The sequence below is a fragment of the Arthrobacter sp. SAFR-044 genome (genome assembly GCF_051965175.1).
Taxonomy (GTDB): Bacteria; Actinomycetota; Actinomycetes; order Actinomycetales; family Micrococcaceae; genus Arthrobacter.
In genome coordinates this window covers 78,171-101,402 of the sequence record NZ_JBQCMK010000009.1, presented here as the reverse complement: position 1 = coordinate 101,402, position 23,232 = coordinate 78,171, and the positions used below count along the sequence as shown (strand labels likewise).

General features: G+C 62.1%; 20 protein-coding genes. 12 read left to right on the top strand and 8 right to left on the bottom strand.

Annotated elements, in window-relative coordinates; all coding sequences use genetic code 11:
• Positions 1-29 precede the first annotated feature (29 nt).
• The gene (locus ACTHQS_RS14820; RefSeq protein ID WP_440170350.1) at positions 30-737 is read right to left on the bottom strand and encodes an SOS response-associated peptidase; all 708 of its coding nucleotides are present in this window, start codon (positions 735-737) and stop codon (positions 30-32) included.
• Between the two features lie 93 nt (positions 738-830).
• On the opposite strand from ACTHQS_RS14820, the gene ACTHQS_RS14815 reads away from it, so the two are divergent.
• Both ACTHQS_RS14815 and ACTHQS_RS14810 read left to right on the top strand, forming a co-directional pair.
• The gene (locus tag ACTHQS_RS14815; RefSeq protein ID WP_440170347.1) at positions 831-1,130 is read left to right on the top strand and encodes a DUF4193 domain-containing protein; all 300 of its coding nucleotides are present in this window, start codon (positions 831-833) and stop codon (positions 1,128-1,130) included.
• Positions 1,102-1,533 (top strand): hypothetical protein, encoded by a 432-nt coding sequence (locus ACTHQS_RS14810; protein ID WP_440170344.1) that lies wholly within the window; start codon positions 1,102-1,104, stop codon positions 1,531-1,533. The genes ACTHQS_RS14815 and ACTHQS_RS14810 overlap by 29 nt, the downstream gene beginning before the upstream one ends.
• Before the next feature lie 18 nt (positions 1,534-1,551).
• Here the strand turns inward: ACTHQS_RS14810 and ACTHQS_RS14805 are convergent, their stop codons facing one another.
• Entirely contained in the window at positions 1,552-2,565 is a 1,014-nt protein-coding gene (locus ACTHQS_RS14805; protein WP_440170342.1) for a competence protein CoiA, read from the bottom strand.
• 1,359 nt (positions 2,566-3,924) lie between these two features.
• Between ACTHQS_RS14805 and ACTHQS_RS14800 the strand changes: the two genes are divergently transcribed.
• The 8 genes from ACTHQS_RS14800 (at position 3,925) to ACTHQS_RS14765 (ending at position 12,624) form a co-directional block, all read left to right on the top strand.
• Positions 3,925-4,212, top strand: coding sequence for a hypothetical protein (locus ACTHQS_RS14800; RefSeq protein ID WP_440170340.1), 288 nt, complete (start codon positions 3,925-3,927; stop codon positions 4,210-4,212).
• Between the two features lie 171 nt (positions 4,213-4,383).
• Positions 4,384-5,574 carry a type IV secretion system protein gene (locus tag ACTHQS_RS14795; RefSeq protein ID WP_440170338.1) on the top strand — a complete coding sequence of 397 codons (1,191 nt, stop codon included), beginning with the start codon at positions 4,384-4,386 and terminating at the stop codon, positions 5,572-5,574.
• A complete protein-coding gene (locus tag ACTHQS_RS14790) occupies positions 5,567-7,060 on the top strand; it encodes an SCO6880 family protein (RefSeq protein WP_440170335.1) in 1,494 nt (497 codons plus the stop codon). Before ACTHQS_RS14795 ends, ACTHQS_RS14790 begins: the two co-directional genes overlap by 8 nt.
• A complete protein-coding gene (locus ACTHQS_RS14785) occupies positions 7,057-8,502 on the top strand; it encodes an ATP-binding protein (protein WP_440170333.1) in 1,446 nt (481 codons plus the stop codon). Before ACTHQS_RS14790 ends, ACTHQS_RS14785 begins: the two co-directional genes overlap by 4 nt.
• Positions 8,503-8,543: 41 nt before the next feature.
• Positions 8,544-10,322: a type IV secretory system conjugative DNA transfer family protein gene (locus ACTHQS_RS14780; protein ID WP_440170330.1), complete on the top strand. Its 1,779-nt coding sequence runs from the start codon at positions 8,544-8,546 to the stop codon at positions 10,320-10,322.
• A 250-nt stretch (positions 10,323-10,572) separates the two neighbouring features.
• Complete coding sequence (locus ACTHQS_RS14775) at positions 10,573-10,821, top strand: hypothetical protein (protein ID WP_440170328.1); 249 nt, start codon at positions 10,573-10,575, stop codon at positions 10,819-10,821.
• A 162-nt stretch (positions 10,822-10,983) separates the two neighbouring features.
• A complete protein-coding gene (locus ACTHQS_RS14770) occupies positions 10,984-12,063 on the top strand; it encodes an ArdC-like ssDNA-binding domain-containing protein (RefSeq protein ID WP_440170325.1) in 1,080 nt (359 codons plus the stop codon).
• Between the two features lie 57 nt (positions 12,064-12,120).
• Positions 12,121-12,624: a single-stranded DNA-binding protein gene (locus tag ACTHQS_RS14765; protein WP_440170323.1), complete on the top strand. Its 504-nt coding sequence runs from the start codon at positions 12,121-12,123 to the stop codon at positions 12,622-12,624.
• Between the two features lie 180 nt (positions 12,625-12,804).
• Here the strand turns inward: ACTHQS_RS14765 and ACTHQS_RS14760 are convergent, their stop codons facing one another.
• The 5 genes from ACTHQS_RS14760 to ACTHQS_RS14740 form a co-directional block, all read right to left on the bottom strand.
• Entirely contained in the window at positions 12,805-12,948 is a 144-nt protein-coding gene (locus tag ACTHQS_RS14760; RefSeq protein ID WP_440170320.1) for a hypothetical protein, read from the bottom strand.
• Positions 12,949-13,043: 95 nt separating this feature from the next.
• On the bottom strand, positions 13,044-13,328 hold the full coding sequence (locus ACTHQS_RS14755; protein WP_440170317.1) for a hypothetical protein: 285 nt from the start codon (positions 13,326-13,328) through the stop codon (positions 13,044-13,046).
• A 65-nt stretch (positions 13,329-13,393) separates the two neighbouring features.
• On the bottom strand, positions 13,394-13,924 hold the full coding sequence (locus ACTHQS_RS14750) for a hypothetical protein (RefSeq protein WP_440170315.1): 531 nt from the start codon (positions 13,922-13,924) through the stop codon (positions 13,394-13,396).
• A gap of 21 nt (positions 13,925-13,945) precedes the next feature.
• Complete coding sequence (mobF, locus tag ACTHQS_RS14745; protein ID WP_440170312.1) at positions 13,946-17,512, bottom strand: MobF family relaxase; 3,567 nt, start codon at positions 17,510-17,512, stop codon at positions 13,946-13,948.
• Positions 17,509-17,823 (bottom strand): hypothetical protein, encoded by a 315-nt coding sequence (locus ACTHQS_RS14740; RefSeq protein ID WP_440170309.1) that lies wholly within the window; start codon positions 17,821-17,823, stop codon positions 17,509-17,511. The genes mobF and ACTHQS_RS14740 overlap by 4 nt, the downstream gene beginning before the upstream one ends.
• A 1,750-nt stretch (positions 17,824-19,573) precedes the next feature.
• On the opposite strand from ACTHQS_RS14740, the gene ACTHQS_RS14735 reads away from it, so the two are divergent.
• On the top strand, positions 19,574-20,182 hold the full coding sequence (locus ACTHQS_RS14735) for a TetR family transcriptional regulator (protein ID WP_440170307.1): 609 nt from the start codon (positions 19,574-19,576) through the stop codon (positions 20,180-20,182).
• A 179-nt stretch (positions 20,183-20,361) separates the two neighbouring features.
• Here the strand turns inward: ACTHQS_RS14735 and ACTHQS_RS14730 are convergent, their stop codons facing one another.
• The gene (locus tag ACTHQS_RS14730; RefSeq protein WP_440170305.1) at positions 20,362-21,732 is read right to left on the bottom strand and encodes an MFS transporter; all 1,371 of its coding nucleotides are present in this window, start codon (positions 21,730-21,732) and stop codon (positions 20,362-20,364) included.
• 187 nt (positions 21,733-21,919) lie between these two features.
• Between ACTHQS_RS14730 and ACTHQS_RS14725 the strand changes: the two genes are divergently transcribed.
• Positions 21,920-23,227 carry an alpha/beta fold hydrolase gene (locus tag ACTHQS_RS14725; RefSeq protein WP_440170303.1) on the top strand — a complete coding sequence of 436 codons (1,308 nt, stop codon included), beginning with the start codon at positions 21,920-21,922 and terminating at the stop codon, positions 23,225-23,227.
• Positions 23,228-23,232: the final 5 nt, after the last annotated feature.

Here is a 23,232-nt window from a genome sequence, read left to right as displayed (position 1 = left end):
GCGCGGCATTCCTGATGGCATTCGACTTTTCAGGGGGCGGCCGGCTCGATCAGCTCGGGTCCGTTGTTCCGGACGCTGTTGACCCTGGTACTGACCACGCGGGGGACCAGAACCGGCTCCGGAAGGGAGTCCAGCACATGCTGGATGTCGGCCTTATCGGTGAGGTCCGGGTCCAGCCATTCGGCAAACCGGTCCCTCGGAATGATGACCGGGCTTCGGTCGTGCATATGGCCCAACGCGTCCTGCGCGGTCTGCGTCAAGACCGTGCAGCTGAGCAGCCAGCGTTCGGGATCATCCTCCGGCAGGGAAGGGTCAGCCCACCATTCGTACAGGCCGGCGAAGCCCAGCAGCGGTTCCTTCTCCGAGTACAGGTAGTTCGGAATCTTCTTGCCCTCGTCGGTCTTCTGCCATTCGTAGTAGCCGTCGGCTGGCAAAATTGCCCTGCGCTTCACCGCGGCCTTCCGGAACGAGGGCTTCTCCAGGATCGACTCGCTTCGCGCGTTGATCATCTTGGAGCCGATCTTGATGTCTTTGGCCCACGACGGCACCAGGCCCCACTTGGCGATGAGCAGGTGCCGGTCGATGCTGCCCTCATCCAGCCGCTCAGCCACAATGGGCACCGCCTGGGTGGGGGCAACATTCCAGCTCGGCGGTGGCGGACTGCCCTCCACCTCTTTGGCCTCAAAATGGCTGAGAAGATCCCCGGTGGCCTTGGACATCACGTATCTGCCGCACATGGGGCCATTCTGCCCCACGACCGGGGAATTCTTCAGGCATTGTCTACGTTAGAGTCGCCGTCACACCAATCAACAGAAAAGAGATGCACCTTCGTGGCAACCGATTACGACGAACTGCGCACCGACGTCAAGGAATCCCAGGAGAACTCCCTGGAGGCCCTGAAGACAGCCAAAGCCCCCGACGCGAAGTCTGTGGTCCTGGAGCTCGACGAGGCTGACACTACTGATGGCCTGACCCCCGGCGGCGAGTTCATTGCCGAAGAGCTCATCGTCCAGGTCATTCCTCAGGCCGAGGACGAGTTCACCTGTTACTCCTGCTTCCTGGTCCGCCACCGTTCGCAGAAGGCCCGTGAGAAGGACGGCCATGCCTACTGCGTCGAATGTGAGGGCTGAGAGGTTCTGGCCGGCTGTCCCGGAGCACATCTGGGACAGCATCCGCGAGGCATTCACCCTGCCCACAGCCGCGGAGCTGGAGACTCACTTTCAGGCCCTGGGTGATGCCAGCGCCATGCAGCGGGCCGTCCGGGTTTTCATCGGCGAGGGAACCTTTTGTCCCGGCTTCCAGCTCAAGGACGGTCTGTTTCATGAGCCGGTGCTGGATCTCTTCCGGCACGCCATGGCCTTGAAGATCCCGCATAATGTCTTCGCTGCCTGGATGGTCAGCCCACTGTCGGGCCTGGTCGACCAGTCTGGTTCCGGTTTCCGGCCGGTGGACCAGCTGGGCAACACAGGGCAGCTTCAGGACGCGCTGCTGGCGTTTGCTGACAGGTATCGTCCAATCGAAAAGCGCAGCTGAGCCTACCCAGCCTTAGTTTCAGCGCTTGCGGCCCATGATCTGATTGATGGCCTCTGCCTTGCGTTGCGCGTCCCGTTCCGGGTCGATACGCGGCGCGCTTGCACTGCCACCCAGTATCCGGCTGTAACTGGTGCGGCCCTGGTACTGCCTGAGTGCGTCCGTCCGCCGCTCCATCGGCGTTGGCGGCCTGGACGTCAATGGCCGCCCGGCCCTGGCTTCCCGGTGGTCCTTGAGCTGTGTGACCCGGGTCGATTCCGGCTTGTCCCCAATGAACTCAGCCATCCCTGGCGGCGGCACCAGGGATCCTGCGTCCGACAGGCTCCATTCGGATATGGGAGCGGAGGCGTAGTGCGTGGGAGGCACGAGGTACCGCTCAGCCGTAGGGTGGCGGTAGTTGCCTGAGTACATGGCCACGAGGACACCGAGGGTCTCATACTCCATGTCCAGGACGACGCTGGTCAGCGGCAGATCGAGGACCAGATCAGGAACGTCCGGAGACCACAGCCAGACGTCACGGATACCCTCCTGCTGATAGCCGCCGTGGCGGCGATTCCACTCTTTGGTGTCCATTGGCTTGCGCTGGACCTCGAATGCCAAATGCCGGCCGGAGGTTGCTGTTGCCCTCACGTCGCTCCGCAACTGGACCTTGGGGATCCAGATCTCGTCTTCGACGGACCAGGGAAGGATATGGTGTTGCTCTCTGGCCCAGTCCATGATGATGCGCTTGCCGTGCAGGTGCTCAGCGGTCTCGCCATGGCGTCGCTGGCCCTCGGGGGCCTCGCCGGTCTTGTGGCGGAAATGCTTGCATCGCGTTTTGGCGTCAACGAGCGTGACCGGGACTTCACGGCCCTCTTCCTTACAGTCGATGCAGACGATCTCCTGGGAGCCCTTGTACCCGTAGCGGTCGTAGTAGGAATTGTTTCCGCGCTGCATGGCCGCCGCTGTGACAATCTGCCCGTCAGCGTTGTTGTAGGCGACGAGGGGCTCTGAGGGTTCCCACGGCCGGGGAGAGAGCCGACGTATCTCGATCATGGGCACAGTATGCGCTAAAGGGCAGACAGTTGCTGCCATGTAGCTGTTGGAATCGCTTGAGCTCATTCATGCAACGTCATTCCATTTTCCTCACCGGACTCCCGTTAGGGACGCTCACCGGGAGAAGGGCCTCGGACAACACTGCAAATCCTCACCGCCAACTGAAAAGTAAATCCGATAGTTCAGAAAAGCCCCAATGTTTTTAGTACTGCCGGTACCCGGTGGCCATATCGCTAAGAGTTTTCGCAGTGCGCAGGCATGCACCCTCACCGCATCCGAGGTCTACTCTGCGAAACCCTGTGTTGAGAATCTGGTTTGTAGCCCCCTGCCGTCCCGTACCAACGACCTTCTCAGAACTCGTGCCTGCTCCGCCTGGGTGACGCGAAACCCTTGGCCGTTGTTTCCCTCTCTGGGATCATGAACCCAACGGAGCGAGAGGAGCAATCCGATGTCTGCTGCGGATGAGGAACCCCGAGCGTCCAGGGAAGAAGCCATCCGACGCATACGGAGGGGAATCCTGGCCGCCCAATTCCGGATTACCATGGACGAGCTCCAGGGCCGACAGGCGCCGGAGGCGGTCGTGTGCCTGGCGCAGCTGACACTGCCGCGATTGCCGTCACCGTTCAAGACTTTGAGAACGCCGGATGGGAAGCTGCGGACTGATCCGGCGTCACGGAGAGAACTGGCCATACATGTTCGCCGCAATCTTCTCGCCGCGCAGTTGAGGGTGGCCTTGGACAAGGAACGGGGCCGGGTGACCCCCGAAGCCCTGACCAGGCTGTCCCAGCTGGAGCTTCCACCTCTGAACTGAGGGACCTTGGTGCCGCCGCCAGTACTGTCGCAGCGTCTCATGCGAGTGCATTGGCAACTCGTCGCGACCGCGATGCCTCGAAAAATGCACCAAAAATGCACCACGGAACTCCTACGAAAGCAGAAAACCCCTGGTTTTCCGGGGGTTTTCCTTGGCGGTGACGGTGGGATTTGAACCCATGGTGGCTCGGAACATTAGTACAACTGGTATCCGCGAAAGTAGACATCTATTCCATGAGACTCGTCTTGAAGTATCAGACGGACGGAAAGTTTAGTCATTGATCTGCGCCCTGTGGTCCTGGGCTGGCATCGATCATCCCAGGAACAAGATGAAGGACTTAGTGGACCGCTCAATGCGGCCAGCCCCATGTCCTGACCTACTCACTAACCCACCACATCCTGAATCTTGTCTGGAGTCATTGCCCGCATGGTGCTCCTGCCAATTGTAAGAAGGTGATCGCTGGCGTGGTCATGTCGCTTTTTCCCACAACTTCCATAAACCCGTGAGCTCTTCTGCTCACTCCATGGAACAAGACGGACGGAACACTCATGTACTTTGCAGCGGTGGACCCGGGGATCACCCCGAATGCGAGCTTTCCTTTCCTGGAATCGCTCAAACAGATTGGCGGCGGCATCCTCGTCGGCGCCTTCATCATCATCGCCATCGTGGCAATCATCGGGGCCGCCATGCTGCTGGCCGGCAAGCTGAGCCAATCCTCACGTTTGGCCTCCAGCGGGGGAGTTATCCTCCTTTGGACCGGGCCCGTGGCTGCCATCCTCGGCGGCATCAACGGCTACATCCTCTGGTCGCAGACGGCGTTCCCGCTCGGGTTCTGACCCATGCCTGTCGAGTGCGACCTCAACGGGTGGTGGCCGCCGGGCTGCGGACTGGTTTCACAGGCGAACGATAACGCCCTCGGCGCCGTCACGTCACTCTTCGCGAACATCCTACAAAACATGGCCTCATGGTTATGGGCCTTCATCACTGGCGCTTTCACTATCTCTAACGTGGACGACTCACAGTGGCTCTCCATCGAAGGGCTGACGAACTGGTGGTCGATTGTCATGATGACGCCGCTTGTTGTTGTGATGATCCTGCAAGTCCTGTCGGGACTGATGAGTCAGCAACCGAGACGCATCGGCCGGGCGATGGTCGGGGGAGCGGCCGCAATTCCCTTGGTTGGCGCGGCCGTCTACATAGTCCGTCAACTGACCCGCGCCAGCGATCAAGCTTCCGCAGCTCTGCTCGAATCGATAGGTTCTGACCCCTACCTGGTGTTCATGAGGCTCTTTGGATTTGAGCGGGCGCCCGAAGGAGCAGGGAGGGAGTGGAACTTGGTTTCTTTGGCGCCCGGGACAACCGGTGGTCCCGTAGGTGCAGTCGTGGTGACTTTGATGGCCGTTGTTGTCGTTTGGATCCTGGCCTTCATTCTGATGTGCTCGATGATCTTTCGCTCCTTCGCCCTCGTTGTGTTGGCCGCAGTCGCTCCGGTCGCCCTCATGTTGTTGCCTTGGGACAAGACCAAGTCCTGGGCGCGACGGTGGTGTGAAGTGGTTACTGCTTTGGTGATCGCCAAACCCTTGGCCGGAACCGTGTTGGCCGTCGCCGTGAAGCTTTTCGCGGAATCCAAATCATTCGCAGGGCTGGCAGCGGGAACTGTAGGCATGGTACTTGCCTGTGGCGCACCCTTGATGGCCATGCGCCTGGTGAGCTTCGCTGGAGGGGAACTGGCAGCAGCGGCTCAAACTGCTGGAGGGGGTCACATCCTCTCCCGCAGCAGCAGCGTTGCAGCGCGACAGATCAGCAGGCAGTTCGGCGGAAGGCTCACACTCGCGAGCATGGTGAGTCGCTCGGCCATGACCCGGCCGATCAGTTCCAGCCGCAACGTCATCCCGACGCAAGCGTTGGCGCCTACCGATTCCCGAGCAGGCAAAGGCGCCGGCGAAGGTCCGCTGGCCCTAAACCCGGGAACCTCTACGACGGACCACGCGCTGCACGAACCGGAGCCGCCTGGCTTCGTACCCCCGGCCCCGCAGAGACACACAGGCGCAGCCCCAGCACCTGCTCGGAAAGCGCCATCGGGAGAAGCCGAATCGCGAGTGAATCCAACCGCGAGCGCGCCGGGCCCATCACGGGTCCGGCCGAAACCGCACCCACCAAAAATCGATCCTCCGAATGGAGGCAATCCGCATGTCTGAAGACGCACGCGCCCTCGAGGCCGTCAAATTCCCAAGGTACGAGCGCCGGGGGTTCTTCCTCGGGCTCAAGTGGTACCAGCTGCTGATCGTGGCCGGGGGAGGCGCAGTCGCCATCGTTGCATCTGCGACCAGCGGCCCAGCTGGCCTGTTCACCTCCGGCCCCATATGGCTTGGGCTCATGCTGCTCGGGCTCCTCCAGTACTCCCGCATCCCTTATCCAGTCTGGGCAAAACAGATCGCCCTTTACTTCTACCGCGCAGCGGCGGGACAGACGCGTTTCCTCGTTAGGCCGGCAGCGCCCCAACTGGCCGGACGGCTCGCCCTCCCCGGCGGCCTCGGCAACCTGGAAATCCGGACAACGGCCAGAGGTGAATGCTTCATCGTTGACCGGCAGGGGAGAGAAGCGGTCGCCGTCCTGCGTTGCAGTACCCGGTCCTTTGCCCTCCTCGACTCGGACGACAAGGCGTGGTCTATCCAAGCATGGTCGCGTGTGCAGGCCGGTATGGCACAACGGCCCGGAGTGGCCAGGGTCGCCGTTCAGGACTACACCGTGCCGTACCCGTCATCCGCGCTCTGGGACTTCTACCGCAACAACGCGCAACAGTCTCCAAGCGCGAAGCCGACTTGGGGACAACGCGCCTATGAGGACTTGCTGGGCGCGGCCGGGTCGACCATGAGCCATGAACTTCTGGTCGCGATTGTCCTGGACACGAGCAAGTCCCGACGCCGGATCAAGGAGTCGGGCGGTGGGTTGACCGGCCTGGAACGCGTCCTCCGCCTGGAAGTTGAGGCGATGAAGACGTCGCTTGCCACTCACAACGTGAACGTGGAGGAGTGGGTCGGTGAACCAAGATTGCTTGGCGTCATTCGTGGTGCCTTCGACCCCGCTGCTGTGCCCTCAGCCAAAACCGCACTGGCGGCAGCCCCGCCGTCAAACATTCCAGCACATACGGAGACAGACCACGTCCACTGCCACGGCCCCATGGCCGTCGAAGAACACTGGACCTATCTGCGCACCGACAGCGGGTTCCACCAGACCTTCTGGGTCGCCGAATGGCCACGGCAGAAAGTCTTCCCGGGCTTCCTGCATCCCCTGATCTACGTCGGCGAGTTCCGCCACACCTTCACGGAAGTCATCCGGGCCGTGCCCACGGCCGAGGCGCTGCGCGATATCCGCTCTGCGCAAGAGGCGCATGAGACTCGCCGCCGCATAAACGCCCGTTTTGACAGGCCACTCACCCGCGAGCAAAAGGCCGAGGAGGAAGAAGTGATCCAGCGGGAGGAAGAGATCGTCGCCGGCCACGGTGACGTGCGGCCGGCCGCCTACATCACCGTCACCGCGACCTCAATGGAGGACCTCGCCCGGCACCGCCAGGAACTGGAGTCCGCTGCCGCAGGGGCCTTCGTCGAGCTGCGCCTTCTCTACGGTCAGCAATGGGCGGCGTTCGTCGCCGGCGGACTGCCGTTCGGAAGGGGCTTGCGGTGAAACGGGCAACGACGAGCTTCGAGTACCTTCCGTCCGGGCAGACGCGGAGGGAAGAGAAAGCACGACGGCGGCCCTCGCCATCCGCGGCCACCGGGACCAACGCGGCGCTCGCCGACAAACGCCTCGATCTTGGCGACCTGCACATCGGCGGCGACTGGGGCAGCAAGGCGCCGAACTCCCTGCGCGGGCCACACCGGCTCCGTCCTGCACCGCACCGCGCCTCCACCATGACCTTCGCCGCTGCCTATCCCTTCCTCACCGAGTCCGGCCTTGGCCACGAAGGAACTTACATCGGCACCGACGTCTTCGGATCCGGCGCCTTCTCCTACGACCCTTGGATCCTCTACGACAAGGGCATCATCAGCGGCCCGTCCATTGTCGTTATCGGAACTGTTGGCACCGGCAAATCCATGTGCGGCAAGTCGTTGGTGACACGGTCGATCACCCTGGGGCGAAAGGCGGCCGTTGCTTCCGACCCCAAAGGTGAGTGGGTCTCTGTAGCCAAGGCTGTGGGAGGAAAGGTCATCTCCGTTGGCCCCGGCCGTCCCGCACGCGTCAATCCGCTCGACGCCGGTCCGCGCCCCAGCGCCCTCACTGAGGCGCAGTGGCAAGCAGTAGTGAGGCAACGCCGTCGCTATCTCCTCGTGGCGCTGGTCTCCCTCATGCGGCAGGGCACGCCGCTGCGCCCGGTGGAGCACACGGCTTTGGACATTGCCCTGATGGAAACCATGTTGGAAAACTCGAACCCCACCTTGCCCATGGTGCTGGACCATCTCCTGAAGCCATCAAAGGAGATGATCGCCTTAGTAGGCGCAGAGGGCGGGACCGCAGTCAGCCACTCGCTCCGGCGCACGGTGTCCGGCGATCTTGAAGGGATGTTCGATGCGCCGTCCACGGTGGCCTTCGACGCTGACGCGCCCATGATGGTGATGGACACGTCCGCCTTGATTGGCGCCTCGGAACAGGCCCTGTCGCTGGCGGCGGCCTGTGGGGCCACCTGGTTGGAAGCGGCTATCACAAATCCCGACGGCGGGAAACGGCTTGTCGTGTACGACGAGGGGTGGCGGATGCTCGCCGATCCATACATGTTGGCGAAGATGAGCGAGCAGTGGCGGCTCGCCCGAACGTACGGGATTGCGAACCTGTTGATCATGCACAAGGTGGCAGACCTCAACGAGATCGGCGACAGCGCCAGTGGCCACCGTCAGAAGGCGCTGGGTCTGCTGACCGAGGCGGACACCCGGATCATTTACCGCCAGAAGCACGATGCGATGCGACTGACCAAGGAAGCGCTTGGCCTGACTGAAGCCGAGTGCGAGCACGTTGAGAACTTTCCGAAGGGTGTGGGGCTCTGGAAAGTGGGGAACCGCTCCTTCATCGTTGCCAACCGCGTGACCACTGACGAGCTCGCCGTCTTCGGCACCGATGACAGGATGCTGTGAGGCGGCCGGGCAGCTCAAGGGCTGCAAGCGATAATCCTCTGGTGACCGCAGGCCTGATGGGGGCGGCGGCCTATGTTTGTCTTTGTGCTGTCGTTCAAGCTGCTGGGCACCTGGCGGCGTCGTGGCGCTGCGGCCCGACGCCGCCGTCGCCCTTCAATCCGGGCGCCGCTGTCGGACTTCTGGCCAACCGCATGGAGTGGATAGTCTCGCCGCGATCCGGCTGTGTGATCGGCACAGACGCCGTTTGGTGGGTGCTCGCCCCGGTGCTCCTTCTGGTGGGCGGGCTCGCCATTGGCGCCGTTGTTACCTGGCGGCGCTGGAAGCAATCAGGAGGGTGGCTGCGCCAGGACATCCTGAACCGCGACGGCGTTGCCCGCCGGGCAGAAATCCTCCACGACTTCGGGGCGAGGGCCGTGCGGAAGCGGGGAAGGTTCACGCGGCCGGGGGTGGTGAACCCCTCTGTGCAGGACGTGTCTTGGACGCTGGGCCGATCCCGCGGCGTCACCGTCCATGTCTCCACAGAGGAGTCGATGGTGATTCAGGGTGCGCCGCGGTCCGGCAAGGGCTTGTACGTGGTCATCAACGCCATCCTTGATGCGCCGGGGGCCGTCGTCACGACGTCGACGAGGGCGGACAACCTGGTGGTGACCATGAAGGCGCGGGCCTCTGGTGGGCGGCCCGTGACGGTCTTCGACCCACAGGGTATGTCGGGAATTCCGACGTCGCTTCGCTGGTCGCCGGTGCGCGGATGCGAAGACCCGGACATCGCGACCCGGCGGGCGTTAGTCATTACGGCGGACACCGAGATGAAGGGCGAGAACGCGGCCTGGCAGAAGCGTTCGTTGATCGTGCTGCAATGCCTTCTTCACGCTGCGGCGCTGTGCGGCGAAGGAGTTGCGGCATTCCGGCGCTGGTCCTCCAGCCCGGTACTGGCACGGGAAGCGCTCGAGGTGCTGGGCGCGCCCGCAGCTGCACTCGGGTGGCAGGCCGACCTGATGGGGATCCTGGAGGACGACCCGCGGAATACGTCGAACTCCTGGATTGGTGTTTCGGCGGCGGTGGCACCCCTGTCATCGCCCAAGGTGCTGGCCGCGCTGAATCCGCAGGACGCCTCGGAGGAGTTCGATCCGAAAGCCTTCATCCGGGAGCGGGGGACTCTGTATCTCATAGGCACTCGAGCCGGGGCCGCTGCTGCCGGGCCGTACCTTTCGGCGCTGATCGATGACATCGACAATGCCGCCCGGGAGATGGCGCTCGTGTCACCCGGCGGCCGGCTGGAGCCGCCGCTTTCCCTGATCCTGGACGAGATCGCCAACCTTGCCCCGTGGCCCGGGCTGCCTGTGGCGTTGTCCGACGGCGGCGGCATCGGAATCTCGACGCTTGTCGTGTTGCAATCCTTGTCCCAGGCCCGTTCAGGTTGGTCCATCGAAGAGGCATCGACCATCTGGGACTCGGCCATCATCAAGGTCATATTCGGAGGCGGGTCCGACGAACGCGACCTGCGCTCGCTTGCCGGGTTGCTGGGGGAGCGGAGCCTCACCCTGACCACGCGATCCTGGTCGTCCGCTGGCAGGCAGGACGGAGAGCAGATTCGGGAAAGCCCGGTAATTGCCTTGGACGAGATCCGTCGCCTGCCTGCCGGGACCGCTCTCATGCTGGGCCGGCGCACCCGGCCCATCCTGCTGGACCTGCTGGAGTGGCATAAGCGAAAGGACGCCGGGGAGTTGCGCCGCCTGAAAGCGGAGATGGAGCGCGTCTTGGCCGACGGGCACAGGGAGCGTCAGCAGAAGGCGGAAGGGGCGCCCGATGCGGAGTCATGACGAGACCGACGAGTTCGACATCCCGTCCGCCAGCTCTTTTGGGGACGATGAAATCACCGCGCAGCTATTTCGGTCTGCCTTTGGTGGAGCTGCCTCCCACAAGAGTGTGACGCGCCGGTGGCGGGAGATGACACCCGAACAGTCGCAAGAAGTCTGGGGTGCCCTATTCGCTTGGGTGCGATGGCTTGTGGCTACTTACCAACTGACGACGTCGGTCATTCCCGACTGTTGGTGGCGCCACCCTGAGATTGTGGCTGAGTTGTACGCGCTGCACCGCGCGGAGCTCGCCTCCTATACACAGGACGATCCGGGCTTTGGTCCGCTGGCATTTCACGAGAGGCTCCCGCACGCCGTCGAACGCCTACGGATGCACGCCAGGACTGCCGGATGCGTGGGGCTGCAGGCGCACAAGGAGCCCGCGCCCCGAATCCTGGCGAACGACGATCCTGCCTTCGTTGAATGGCGCAAGGCAACCCATCAACTGGTCGCCGACTTCTAAGTCATGCCGCTCCTGCGGCGCTCAACCATGAACGGGTGTCTGTGCAGCAACGCTGCGATCCAAGAAGCATGAAGGGTGGCTGTCGTGGCCGCTATACCTGAAGTTCCTCCCACCAACCTGCCCGACTCGCGTTCCCCAGAAGCCGGGCAAGGCGCTCGCCGCATGGCGCCCGAGGAGCGGATCGCCTCACTGATGGACGGCCTACACTCGATCCTGGAGGAGGCTGTCGAGTCACCCTCTCATTGGCAGGTCTTGCTCGATGCATCAGCCAATTTGTGGCGGTACTCGGGCGGCAACGTCGCCTTGCTGATGATGCAGATGGCGCAGCGGGGAACGGATGAGCCGACGCTCGTCGCCGGGTACAAGGAATGGGAACGCCACGGACGCACTGTGCTTCGGGGCGAGCATGCACTTTGGGTCATTGCGCCTCGGACCGCCCGTGTGCAGCAGATGCTCTTGCCTGATGGCACACACCAGCGCATTCCCTTGGGCAACAAGCTTCCCAAGGGCGCAGTCGACGAGGGGAAGAAGACCCTCATCACGGGTTGGCGCGGGCAAGCAGTCTTTGACGTCTCGCAAACTGAAGGCACTCCGTTGCTGGTTCCCAAGCCCGGTCCGGCTTCGTCCGCGGATGCGCCCCAGCTGTGGGAGCCACTGACTCAGGTTGCTCGAGCGCACGGCTTCTCGATCCACGTCACGGAGGCGCAGTTTGGCCTGACGAGCGGTTTCACCGACTTCTCTCAGCGGCAAGTGCAGGTGGGCGGCTGGCTCAACGCGGAGGAACGTGTCGCCGTGCTGGCGCATGAGCTCGGCCATGTTTTGCTTCACGGGCCCGACGACAAAGTTGGAAGGCTGTACGGGAGCAGCGTGGACCACCGCGGCCTTGCTGAAGTCGAGGCGGAGTCAGTCGCATACACGGTGCTGAAGGCCCATGGGATTGACCGCGGGCCGCAATCGGCAAGCTACCTTTCGGGCTGGGCTGACGCAGTCATTGAAGCGGAACAATCGGCAGGGGCGCGGGGCAGTTCCCCGAAACAGCCTGCTTCGCGAGTCGACATTGCGAAGTCAGTCTTGGGGCGCGTCACAGCGACAAGCAAGGACATTCTCGAAGTCACGGACCCTCCTGGTCTTGGGGGCAAAGTCCCCGTCGACGTCTCACCGCGAGCGCAAGGCCAGGATCCGTACGTTGGCCCGCAGCCACCACGCGGGCCATCTCGTGGCCTGGAAATATCGGGTCCGTAAGCGATCCAAGAGGTGTTGGACGGGAGAGGCCCGTCTGCAAATGAAAGGTCAGCACACATGAGTACAAAAATCCCGGTCAACATCACCGGTAACCTCGTCGCGGACCCTGAGCTCACCTATGGTGAGTCCGGTGTCGCCCACGCAAAGCTACGAGTCGCTGTAAACCAGCGCATCCAAGGCGCCGACGGAAACTGGCACGACGGCGAACCTGTCTTTCACAATGTCTCTGCGTTCCGAGCACTCGCAGAAAATGCCTCAAACTCCCTGAAAAAGGGGGACCCTGTCACGGTGTCGGGTGAACTGGAATTCCGCGCGTTCGAAAAGGATGGCGAGAAGCGGGAAGCCCGCCGGATTGTTGCCGAAACCATTGGTCCCGACCTTCGGTTCGGCACGGCGGCCTACCAGCGCTCGCCGCGCGCGGCCGCCGGTGCGGAGGCTGGATTTGACGCCGGGCTGCAAGTGACGCCGGAAGTGGCGCAGCCCGCCTACAGCATCGCTACGAAAGGGCCGGTGGCCGTGCCCCCTTTAGGCGGGCCGGCGCGAGCTGACATGAGCATGTAGCTGTTTGCTGCTGGATGTAGGACGGCCTGATCCTCGACTGGACCAGGCCGTCTCTTTGTGCATGTTTCCCGGCGCTCAGACGCTTCCGATGGCTAAAGACTCGGCGTTAACGACGGCGGTGGTCTGATTACGCGCCAACCCGGCACGGGGCGCCTCAACCAAGAACCTGTGGCCGCAGTACTAAGACAAACGAAGAAACTGTCCAGGCTTCACCTGCACCAGGATCGGCAGCGCGAGCTGGACCGGCGCGGCGCCAACCGGCTCGTCGAGCAGGTCGTTGATCGAAGTCTGCCCTTTCAGCTCCCCAGATGGGTCCCTTTCCATGCCCACGACCCTAGGTACGATTAGACGCCGACGGCTTCGTCGACGCGCGGTGCGCTATCCGATGGTTACTCGAAAATCGCCGGAAGGGCGGCCAACTAAAGCGCACTGCTGCCCTTCCAGTCTCCGGGCTGGACGCGCCGGATGCTCGAGGAATGCGCCCAGCCCATATGGTACTTCCCGGAAGGATCCAGCCACTCTATGAGGCCGTACTTTTGCGTCCAGCCCACGGCCTTGCCGTAAATTCCACCCACGAACACAAGTGGCCGACCATGCTTGGGGAAATCCCTCAGCGGCGCAGGATCATCGATCGGCCGATTCGCCTCAGTGTCCATGCGAATCATCATTCGCTCCAGATCTTCGGGGGAGCCGGATTTGATCATGAAGCCATATTAGAACATGTGTTCGAATGCTTGGATCGGATGGGCCTTGCGGCAATGGGTGGAGCCTAAGTGCGCCACCCTTGGGCGGGTGCCCACGCCAAGCAGTCAGCGGCGCGGATGAAGTACGTCTCTGGCCAAGGGACGCCGGGCATTATCTGAGCTGGGTCGGGTGCGAGGAGCAGGATGGATCCTGGCCATACCGGCTCCGGCAGCGCTTCAAGCCAGGCTGGTTGCACATGTTCGAAACGGTTCCACAGGATGGTCACCCACGAACCGGTTGGCTGCACGGCATCGACACTGAGGAGCGTCACTTCTGTCGTCGTGCCGCTCGACTGCTTGGTGGTGTTGAACGCCCTCCAGCGGGCGGCGGACAAAGCCTGCCATTCACGGGACCGAGTGATCCGCTTCCACCATTGCCAGCCCAGCAATAGTCCGGCTGCGAGCCAAACAGCCACCAGGGGCAAAGATACCGAAGGCGGAAGACTTGTGGCGGGAACGATAGCTAGGAACAGGACGAGGAGAATCAAGACGCCCACGCTGGTCAATACCAACGCGACTGTCGCGACTCGCGGTTTGACCACCGGATTTTCGACCATCGTCTTGCCTCACTTCCCAGCTTAGAACTGCCAGCCAGCACTCGTAAGGACGACCTGCTGCGGCAAGGACAATTCCTTGTGACCGGTTCCTGATTCGGGTGGCGTAGATCTGAATCGAACGACTTCGATTGCTTCGCTTAGACGTGCTCGCTGAGCCGCTTGTTCCCACTCGAAGTCCGAGGGTGCTAACCCCAAGGGCAGGGGAGAATCGGGCAATGCCCACCTGTCCCGGTAAACGGCAACGTCACGAACCAGCTGCCACGTTTCGGCGCGGGCGGAGCCTCCGAAGGCATCGAGCAAAGAACGTTTCCACTCAGGATCGGTTGTCAGAGCCGCCATGCTGACGGTTTCCGATCTTCGGATAATACGTGCCCTGACCTGCTCAACCATCTCCGCTAAGTCGGGACGGGAAATGGTGAGCTTTTCAACCAAGGGTTCCACAGCCGCCGTCGTTCCCCTAGGTAATCGACGCAAACGCGTGCTGAGGACGGCGCAGCGATCATTGGCGCTACTGGTTTCCTGGCAGACCTGCTGGAGGACACGTTCGGTGTCCTGCCGGCTAATAGTTGTGGCTTTGCGCCATGCAGCTACGGCTGCGCCCCATGACGGCGATTGTTCGAATGCGAACGATGCGCCCGGGAGGTTCTCGTCCAGCCACTGTTTCAGATCCAGCCCTGCGGCGATCTGCGCGAGGTAGTCATACTCTGCGTAGAGTCGCTCAAGGCTGTCGGCGTTCCTTCGCTCCGCGTCGCGCACCTCGTGGGCAGTCCGCTCCGCACCTTCAGCCGCGAGTACCTCGCCAAGGATCCCCCGCCACGAGAGCTGCAGGGATGGGTCGACAGCAGCATGGTCGGCGTCGTCACCTTCGCTGACATACGCGAAGTTGCCGGACCGACCGCGGGTCATGCTGACGTACAGCAGCTCGCGGGTGAGCCTGCCCTGAGTGACGACCGTATGGCCGGTGTCCACCGTGATGCCTTGGGAACGGTGAGCCGTGGTCGCGTAGCCGAGCTCGACGGACGACTCAAGATACGACTGGGGGAGTGCGACGCTGGCGCCGGTGTCGCGACGGCGCGCAAGCAGGGAGTCATGACGCTGGCTGATGGCTTCGACGTCGAACAGCGTGCCATTCCGGACGAACTCACCGTGGCTGTCGACGAGCTTTCGGTCGTTTCCGCGGGCGATCACCGTGTCACCGAAACCTGCGCATAGGCCGTCGCTGAGCAGCATCGTCAGCTCTGGGTCCACTTCCCCTTGTGCCACCCGGTCCGCTTGGGCGCGCTCATTAAGCATGCTGACCGTTTCGTTGTCGGCAGCAATGAGGATCGACGACTTACCCGTCCGAGTATCTGCCAGCCAGGCGAGGTACGCCTGGTCAGCCATATTCAGGTAGGTTCCGTGCCGGATTCGCCCATGTGCTGCATAGTCATTAATGGATGAGTAGTCGCCCTTCCGGAGCTTGAGCGATGACGCCCGTTCCCACTCCTCATGGAACCTCCAGATGGTGCTGAGCCGTGTTGCCTTTCCCTGCCGGTCCAGCCAGCCAAGAACGCCGCCGGCATCGATGGCGTCCAGCTGTCCAGGATCACCCACGAGCAGAATCTTGGCGCTGGCTTCCTGCGCCTGGCGTACGAGCGCCGCGAGTTGGAACGTGGAAACCATGGAAGCCTCGTCAATAATGACCAATTGATTCGCTTGGAAGCACCATCGTTGCTGGGTGGCGGCAAGGCGCACAGCCTCCTGCGCTAACGCGATGCTCCGGCGCTCGCCGACGTTAGTTGCGGTCAGTTGCGTCTGGACGTAGAAGAATCGCTCGGCCCTCGAACTTGCGCCCTGCCCGGCGGATTCGTGCAGCCATTTGCTGACGTTCTCAGTGGCCATGGCAAGTTCACGGCCCAGCACCTCCGCACTTGCGGCCGCAGGAGCCAGCCCGACAACGCTGCCCGTGCCGTACTCGGCTTCCCACACAGCCTTGACGACCGCTAGCGTCGTTGTCTTTCCCGTGCCGGCTGGCCCCACGATGGCGGCGAGCCTGTTACCGGTTAGGATCACGTCGGCAACCGCGGCCCGCTGGTCAGAGTGAAGCGCACGCCTTCCAGGTTGTTGGACCTGGTCGAGGAGGTCCATGATGACGTCCGCGCGGACTGCCGGGCCGCCGTCGTCGTTCCTTGCCGCCATAATCGCGTCCTCGCAGGCGAGCGTCGACGTATCGGTGTAGAGGCGTGATCCGTGGAAGTCGAACACGCTCCGCGTTCCCAGCCGGAGGTCTGCTCGGGCGTCGGAAGAAACGGTGTATCGGTAGTCGTTTAGCGGCACGGACTGCTGCTCGGCAGCGGTGGCGACGGCGTCCATCAGCGCGCTCCTGTCGGCCGCGGGCCGGCAGCGTACTTGGGCGCAGACGCGTTCGGCTTCCGCCAGGAGGTTCCAGCGGTTCCATGTTGAGCGTTTCTGGGCGACGCGCTCACGGCTCACGGTTGCGACGGCGCTGATCCAGTCTGGGGTGAAGTCTTGGAAACCGAAAGGGGAAATCTTGGAGCGATTGACCGTTGCCGCGATGACGTCCTCTGGCTGGAATCCTTTGGCGGTGGCGCGTGCCTTCCATTGTCTTGAGAGCCGGTGCAGGGGCGTGGGGAGTTCGGCCTTGGGGACGCGTGTGGTCAGGGTAGCTTGCTGCCGAAGCTTGATGATTGTGGCCGTGCTTGGCGGCTGGCCATGTTCCTTTGTCCACTCCGCAACCAATCGGTCCGTTTCCAGGTTAATGAGGCGTGAGCGCTTGGAGAACTCCCGGATGAGGTCTTCGTCGATTCCGGTGAGCTGCTGGCTAGGGTTGTGAGTACTGATGACTGGGATGCGGATGTCCGTGTCGGTTCCAAGTTGTTCGTGGAGGGCGTCGAAGAGGAGTCCGTTGTAGTGTTCGCTGGCAGCGACGGCGGCCTTGTAGAGGGTGCGGGAGTCGAGGGTCACCCAGGCGCCGTCATTGATGCGCCGGACGCGGTTGGCGATGACTATGTGAGTGTGCAGTTGTGGATCGCCGGTGCGCGATTCCCAATGGTCGAAGGCGGCTGCGATTGCGCCTCTTGTGCCGACGTGAGCGACGCCGTTTCGGCCGGCTCTGGTGTGGATGACTTGCTCTTCCAACCAGGTCAGGGTTGCTTCAACTGCTTGGTGGTGAGTGCGGAGAATGTGGTCTTGCAGGCTGCGAGGGCTGAGTGCCCAGAGGACCGATACGGACTTTGGCACGCTGAAGGTCAGGTCGAAACCTACGACGGCGTGTCTCCTCACCGTGGGCGAACCGCTCTTGTTTTCGACGGCAATGGGATGGCCGTGCGGGCGGCCCAGCGCCGCGCCCGTGTCCGGATGCATAGCTATATCGAAGACGGCCTTAGCGTCGGACTCGGTGATGACGTCACCGCTGCTTCTGTTGATGCCTTGGAGTCCGCTGCCTATCCAGCGGCCTTGAGGCGTCCCGGCCTTTACGTAGTAGGTGGTCGCGTCCGGGGGAGTTGTGGTGAGGTCGTCCATCATCGTGGTCTTGAACAGGTAGCGAAGACCTGACTGCGCGGACAGCCGGGCGATTGACATGGTCATAGCCGTGACGATGAGGACCGGCGCTTACTCGGATTCCATCCCCGGCGATTGAGAATGTCCAGCGTCGTGGAGTCGAGGGCGACGCCCTTTGCATTGGTCAGCGAAACCAGCCATGCAGCGACGTGGGCGAGGTCCTGCACATTGGTTCTTTGTGCACGTTTGAGGCGGCCTACTTCCCCCTGCAGGACATTGTTGCTCTGGCGTAGTTCGGAATTTTCGGCCTCGAGCCGGTCAATTTCGTATGACTGTGAGCGCAGTTTCGACACCAGAATCTCGACACGACGCCGGCAGATCCTAGCTTTGATGTCCATGCCAGGGTCCGCATTTCGGAGCTCATCACCGGGAGGCGCAATTAGGGCGCCGCCGGCGCCAGCCACTTCATCTGCACCTTGCCGGCGCCGCCGTCGACGATCCCGTCTTCTGTTGCCGCAGCGCACGGAACAGAAGCGCTGGTCCCTCCGGGACGGCATAAAACCGGTTCTACACTCTTCGCAGCTCTTGTCGGTCACGGATGTTCATCGGTGTGGCAATCCGTCTCGACATGACGAGCCGCGACGCGTCCTCACGGTCAAGACCTTGGATGCCAGAGGTGTGAGGAGTTGATCGTGATGGGCAGGTGGGGAGGCAAGCGATAACTGAGGCACCGATATCGACGCTGGGCGTGTGGAGGGTGGGACGGACCGCTGAAGGTGCCCGAGCTTGTGGCACTAAGTCGCGGATTTGAGGACACGCAAGGCTCGGGCAGGCGGAGCCCGTGCGGCTCGAATTCTCAATGGTCCAGACGGCCTCTGGATAATTGCGCAACAAGCTGTTGCACAATTGCCAGGCACCCGCCGACACATGCTCAGCAATAAGGACGGCAGTCAGGTTTGGATCTAAGACTGTTATCCCGGCGTGTGCAGAAACCGGCTTTCGCACCTATTCTGACGGTCTTTTCAGCGTTTCCTGACGTCATGTTGGGGTGTGCCTCTGTCTTACAACCAACGTCGCCTGTTGGCGTTGAAGCAACCAGCTGCGGTTCACGAAACCTTGCTTTCTAGAAGAAGGCTTGGCGCTGCTGACCGGCGGGTAGAACGTAGCTTCGTTCACGGACGCTGGACGCACTTCGGATCATGACGCTCGCTCACTGTCGGTCAGGCAGGGATCAGGTCCGAGCTGTTCGGCGAACCGAAGTGGTCGCGTAAGGTCGATCCCTGGTACCCGTCGGGTCGAAGACCACGGCGACGCAGGATCGGCACGACCAGGTCGACGAGGTCATTTTACCCGTCGTGCAGGTCGTCAATGAGGATCGAGAAGCCGTCGGTGACGCTTGCATTCATCCCTCCTGAGGCATGTCGGCGACCTGCTCCGGGGTGCCGGCGACGCCGGGGTTCGGATCGAGGACGCGGTGACCGAGGATCTCTAATGGGGTCCGGCCCTCGCTGGCGAGCCTGTGGACGAGGGCCTCCTATCAGACTGCCCCGTCGGGGGAGCGGGCGCGGCTGCCAGAGTTGGTTCCGACATTGAACGTGCACCCGGCCAGGGTTCGGCTAAGTGAGCAGAGGAAAATGGGGAGAATCTGCGCCGGGCGGCACAGTCCAAACGTGAGCAGGCAGTCTTGGAGGCCGAGAAAGGCCTACGAGAATTACTGAAAGCCCGTCCAATCAGCTTTCAGACGGTCTCTGTTGAGGCCGGAGTATCAAAGGACTTCCTCTACCTCACAGCCGAGCTGCGCGAGAGAATCATGGACTTGCACGAAAGAACCATTGCCTGCATCTCGACCGGCCTCTGCCCAGCGAGAGCCTGGTGGCGTATTGGAGGACAACAACAGCATCATCAGGACCCTCACGTCGAAGCTTGCTCAAGAACGCTCCTTTAGCCGACGAAAGATCTCTGAGCTCGAGGCAGCCTTGGCGGCAGCGCACGGTCAGATCCTTGAATTACGTCGGGTCAGGCCAGCTCCGACCGGATAAGACAGCTCCCCAGCAGACGATGGGATGTAGCACGGCAGCAAGAAGCGCGGTACTGTCTTAATGACAGATACTGACATCCTGAAGCGAGGAATCCATGGTCCGGGAGCGTATGAGTCTGCGTGAGCGCCAGCAAACGCAGATCAGGGATGAGCTTCGCTCTGTTTCCTTTGAACTCTTCCTTAGGGAGGGGTTTGATGAGGTGGCCATTTCGCAGATCGCGGCGGAGGCGGGCATTTCGGAGCGAACCTTTTACCGGTACTTCGCCACGAAGGAAGATGTCGCGCTGGACTGGATTGATGACATTGCCGGGGCTATGCATCGGCAGCTGAGGGCAGTCCCCTCCGAGGTCTCTCCTGTGGAGGCCTTCGTGCGAGCGTTCGTGGGCCTGGAGCGGCTCCCTCATTTGGAGAACTCGCAGAGGATGCATCTGATTCTGACCACGCCGAGGCTTCTGTCTGCTTACACGCTCCGGCAGCATGCCTGGGAGGCCAGTGCGGCGGAGGTCATGGCGGACCGGCTTGGGGTGGACGGCCGGATGGATGCCAGGCCTGCCCTGTGGTCAGCCATCGCCTTTTCGGTGGCCTTCAGGGTGGCGGTTGAGTCAGCCGTACATGGTGTCGATACTGATTACGAGCAGGCTCTGCGTAGCCGTTTCGAAGATGCTGAGTCATTCTTCGCGACAACTCTGGCAAGCGCCACTGTGAGCGCAGCTGTCTAATTCCTTTCGTTCAAGTGGCTTAGCCCTTTTCTCCCGTTTCACTGTCAAGGCGAGTCGTTGAGACTGGAGGGTGCCTTAGACGCATCTGTAGTGGAGGCCGGACCCGACGGGTCCGGCCTCCAACTACTGTCACGGTCGTTTGTTGTGTTGCTGGATTCTGTCCCTTGCCGCCAACACCGTCATTGCTTTGAGGCGTGTTCTGTCACGGCCGGCGTGGAAGAATCTTCCAGCATTTCTCCCAGTTCCTCTTCGGCCTTCTGGTAGCGGGGAAGCAGCAGCAGGAAAATGACACCCCCCAGGACGACGAAGAATGAGGTCCAGATGGGCAGGGAATAGCTCTTGCCGATGGCATAGAGCTGGCCGATGACCAGTTGCGATCCGCCGGCGAACAGTGCGTAGAAGACGTAGAAGATACCGAAATTGAACCCAAAGCTGGCAACGCCGAAGTAGCGGCTCATGATGAAGCCGGCGAAATCTGCTTCTGCTCCGATGACGACGCCGAAGACGAACACGCCGATGGCAGCAAAATCGACGGGGGCCAACCAGGTCCACAAGATCGCGGCGGCGGCGAAGAGGTGCATGATGCCGGCGACCTTTCCGGCGTGGAATCGATCAAAGAGGTATCCGGAGCAGAGACGTCCAAGCAGCGTTGCCACGCCTAGCACTCCCAGTGTTGCTGCGGCCTGCAGTGGTTTCATGCCCCGGTCTGTCAGGAGCGGGTAGTAGTTCACGAGCAAGGCCGAGGTGAAGCCGCAGACGAGAGGCACAATCATCGTGATCGTCCAGAACAGCGGACGCTTCAGCGCCGAAAGGTCCCGTTTCGCCCCGGCCGTGTGGGTCTTCCCTGCCGCCTCCCGGGGGTCTGCCGCCTGTGGCCTAAAGAAGACAAGGACCAGGGGCAAGGGGATCAAGGCAATCACGGCCAGGGTGGTGAACGCCTGGGCCACGCCTCCCTGCTGGATCGCCAGGGTCAGGACGGTGGGAATGATCATCGTGGTCAGCCCAGCGCCTGCGGCCATGATGCCCATGGCCAGTCCCCGGCTGAGATTGAATCGCTCGGAGATGGCGCGGGTGTAGACAACGGGGATCGCACCGACGCCGATCAGCCCCATGATGAAGAACATCAGCCTGAGGCCATTAATATCCGGGGCCAGTTGGCCCATCAGGAACAGCATGGCGGCGAAAGCGGGGATACTGATGCCTGCGACAATGCGTCCGCCGAACCTGTCTATAAGCCGCCCGGCGACGGGGCCGGTAACGACCATCGCCACTGTGGCGAACAGCCAAAGCGAGGAGATCTCGCTGCGTGCGAAACCACGCTCGGCCTCCAGAGCCGGTGTGAGGGCGCCGAGTGAATTCAGCGTCAGCGTAATCATCGAGAGTGCGTAGCCAACGAAGGCTGTGACCAGGGTGGGGAAGCCCTTCTTCGTTTCACCCCACTTCGTCACCGGCGGGTAATGGCCGGTGCTAATGCGGTTCAGCCCCTTTGCGTCCGACATGTTGTTCCAATCCTCATTGACTTCCAGGACCAAGTGGTCGTCGCTGACCACCGACCAAAGTGTGTGTGCTCGATCACTGTGGCAGGTGCTGCCAACAAAAGCAATACTGCTTTTGAGGCAGTAAATATGAAAAAGGCAGCTACTGACAAAAAAGTTCAGAATGCGTGATGACAGTCACTGACAGATGTGCATATACTGTCTACATCGCAGTTCGCCAACGTTGCTGAAGGAGCGCACATTGAACAGCAGCACCGCCTCGCCCACCCGGTCCGAAGTACTCGCCTACACCTCCGGGGACGCTGAGCTCACGTACAAACTCAAAGGGATGGACGGTCGGATCAGGCTGACCCTGGCGGGGGAGAGCATGGACCTGCTGGTCGAAGATGCCCGGATTGGCGCCGTCGTGGACCCTGTCGGTGACCCCGTATTCGGTTTGAACCTTCCCGCCGAGGTCTTTGCGGCCGAATCCCGCGGGAGCCTTCGTTTCACGAGTGCATTCCGGGCCCGCCGCCACGGTGTCGAAATTCTGGGCGACCCGGCTACCGTGATTGCCCCGTACGCCGCAGCCATCGAACGCCTCTACGCTCTGCTTCTCACGGCCGGCCAGACAACCGAGCTCGAAGCACCGTCCCGGGCCTTGTTCAAGGAAACTGACACGGCGATCGGACGCTACGTCTACATCGACATCGACGGCGTCGAGTACCGCATGTACTACGAAGAGGCCGGCACCGGTGACATCCCGCTTCTGCTGCAGCACACGGCCGGCGGCGATGCCCGGCAGTGGCGCCACCAGCTGGCAGATCCCGAATTCCAATACCGCTTCCGGGTGATCGCCTATGACCTCCCGTACCACGGCCGGTCGCTTCCGCCCACGGATCTGCGGTGGTGGGAAGAGGCCTACAAGCCAACCAAGGAATGGATCGAGAAGGTCATCGTTGCATTCTCCGACGCCCTCGGACTGGACTCCCCGTTCTTCATGGGATGCTCCGTCGGCGGGCAGCTCGCACTGGACCTGGCAGCAGACTACGGCGACCGTTTCGGTGCCTACTTCGCACTGAACGGGACGCTGGACAACCCGCTGAAGGGTGATGCCATCATTGCGACCTGGAACGACCGGTGCAGGGACAACCGCTTCTCCAATGAACAGGTCAGCACCGGGATGTACTTCGCAACTTCCCCGAACGCACCCGAACCGTACCGCCGCGAAGTTTACTGGGGCTACCGGTCCAACTTCCCGGGTGTATACGCCGGAGACAACGACTACTTCATGGACGGCCACGACCTGACAGTCAACGGTGAAGGACTGGCCGCCCTGACCAGCCCGTTGTACGTCCTCGGCGGTGAATACGACCCGGCCGCGCTTGACCCCGAGCACGGAGCCCCGGCCGTCGGAAAGCTGTTCCCCAACGTGGACTTCCGCGAGTTGAAGAACCTCAGTCACTTCGCCCCTACGGATGACCCACTGACCTTCCGTGAAGCCATGCTGCCCATCCTCGATGAAGCACTCACCCGCACCGGCGCCCTGAAGTCCTCATTGGTGCCGTAGGAAAG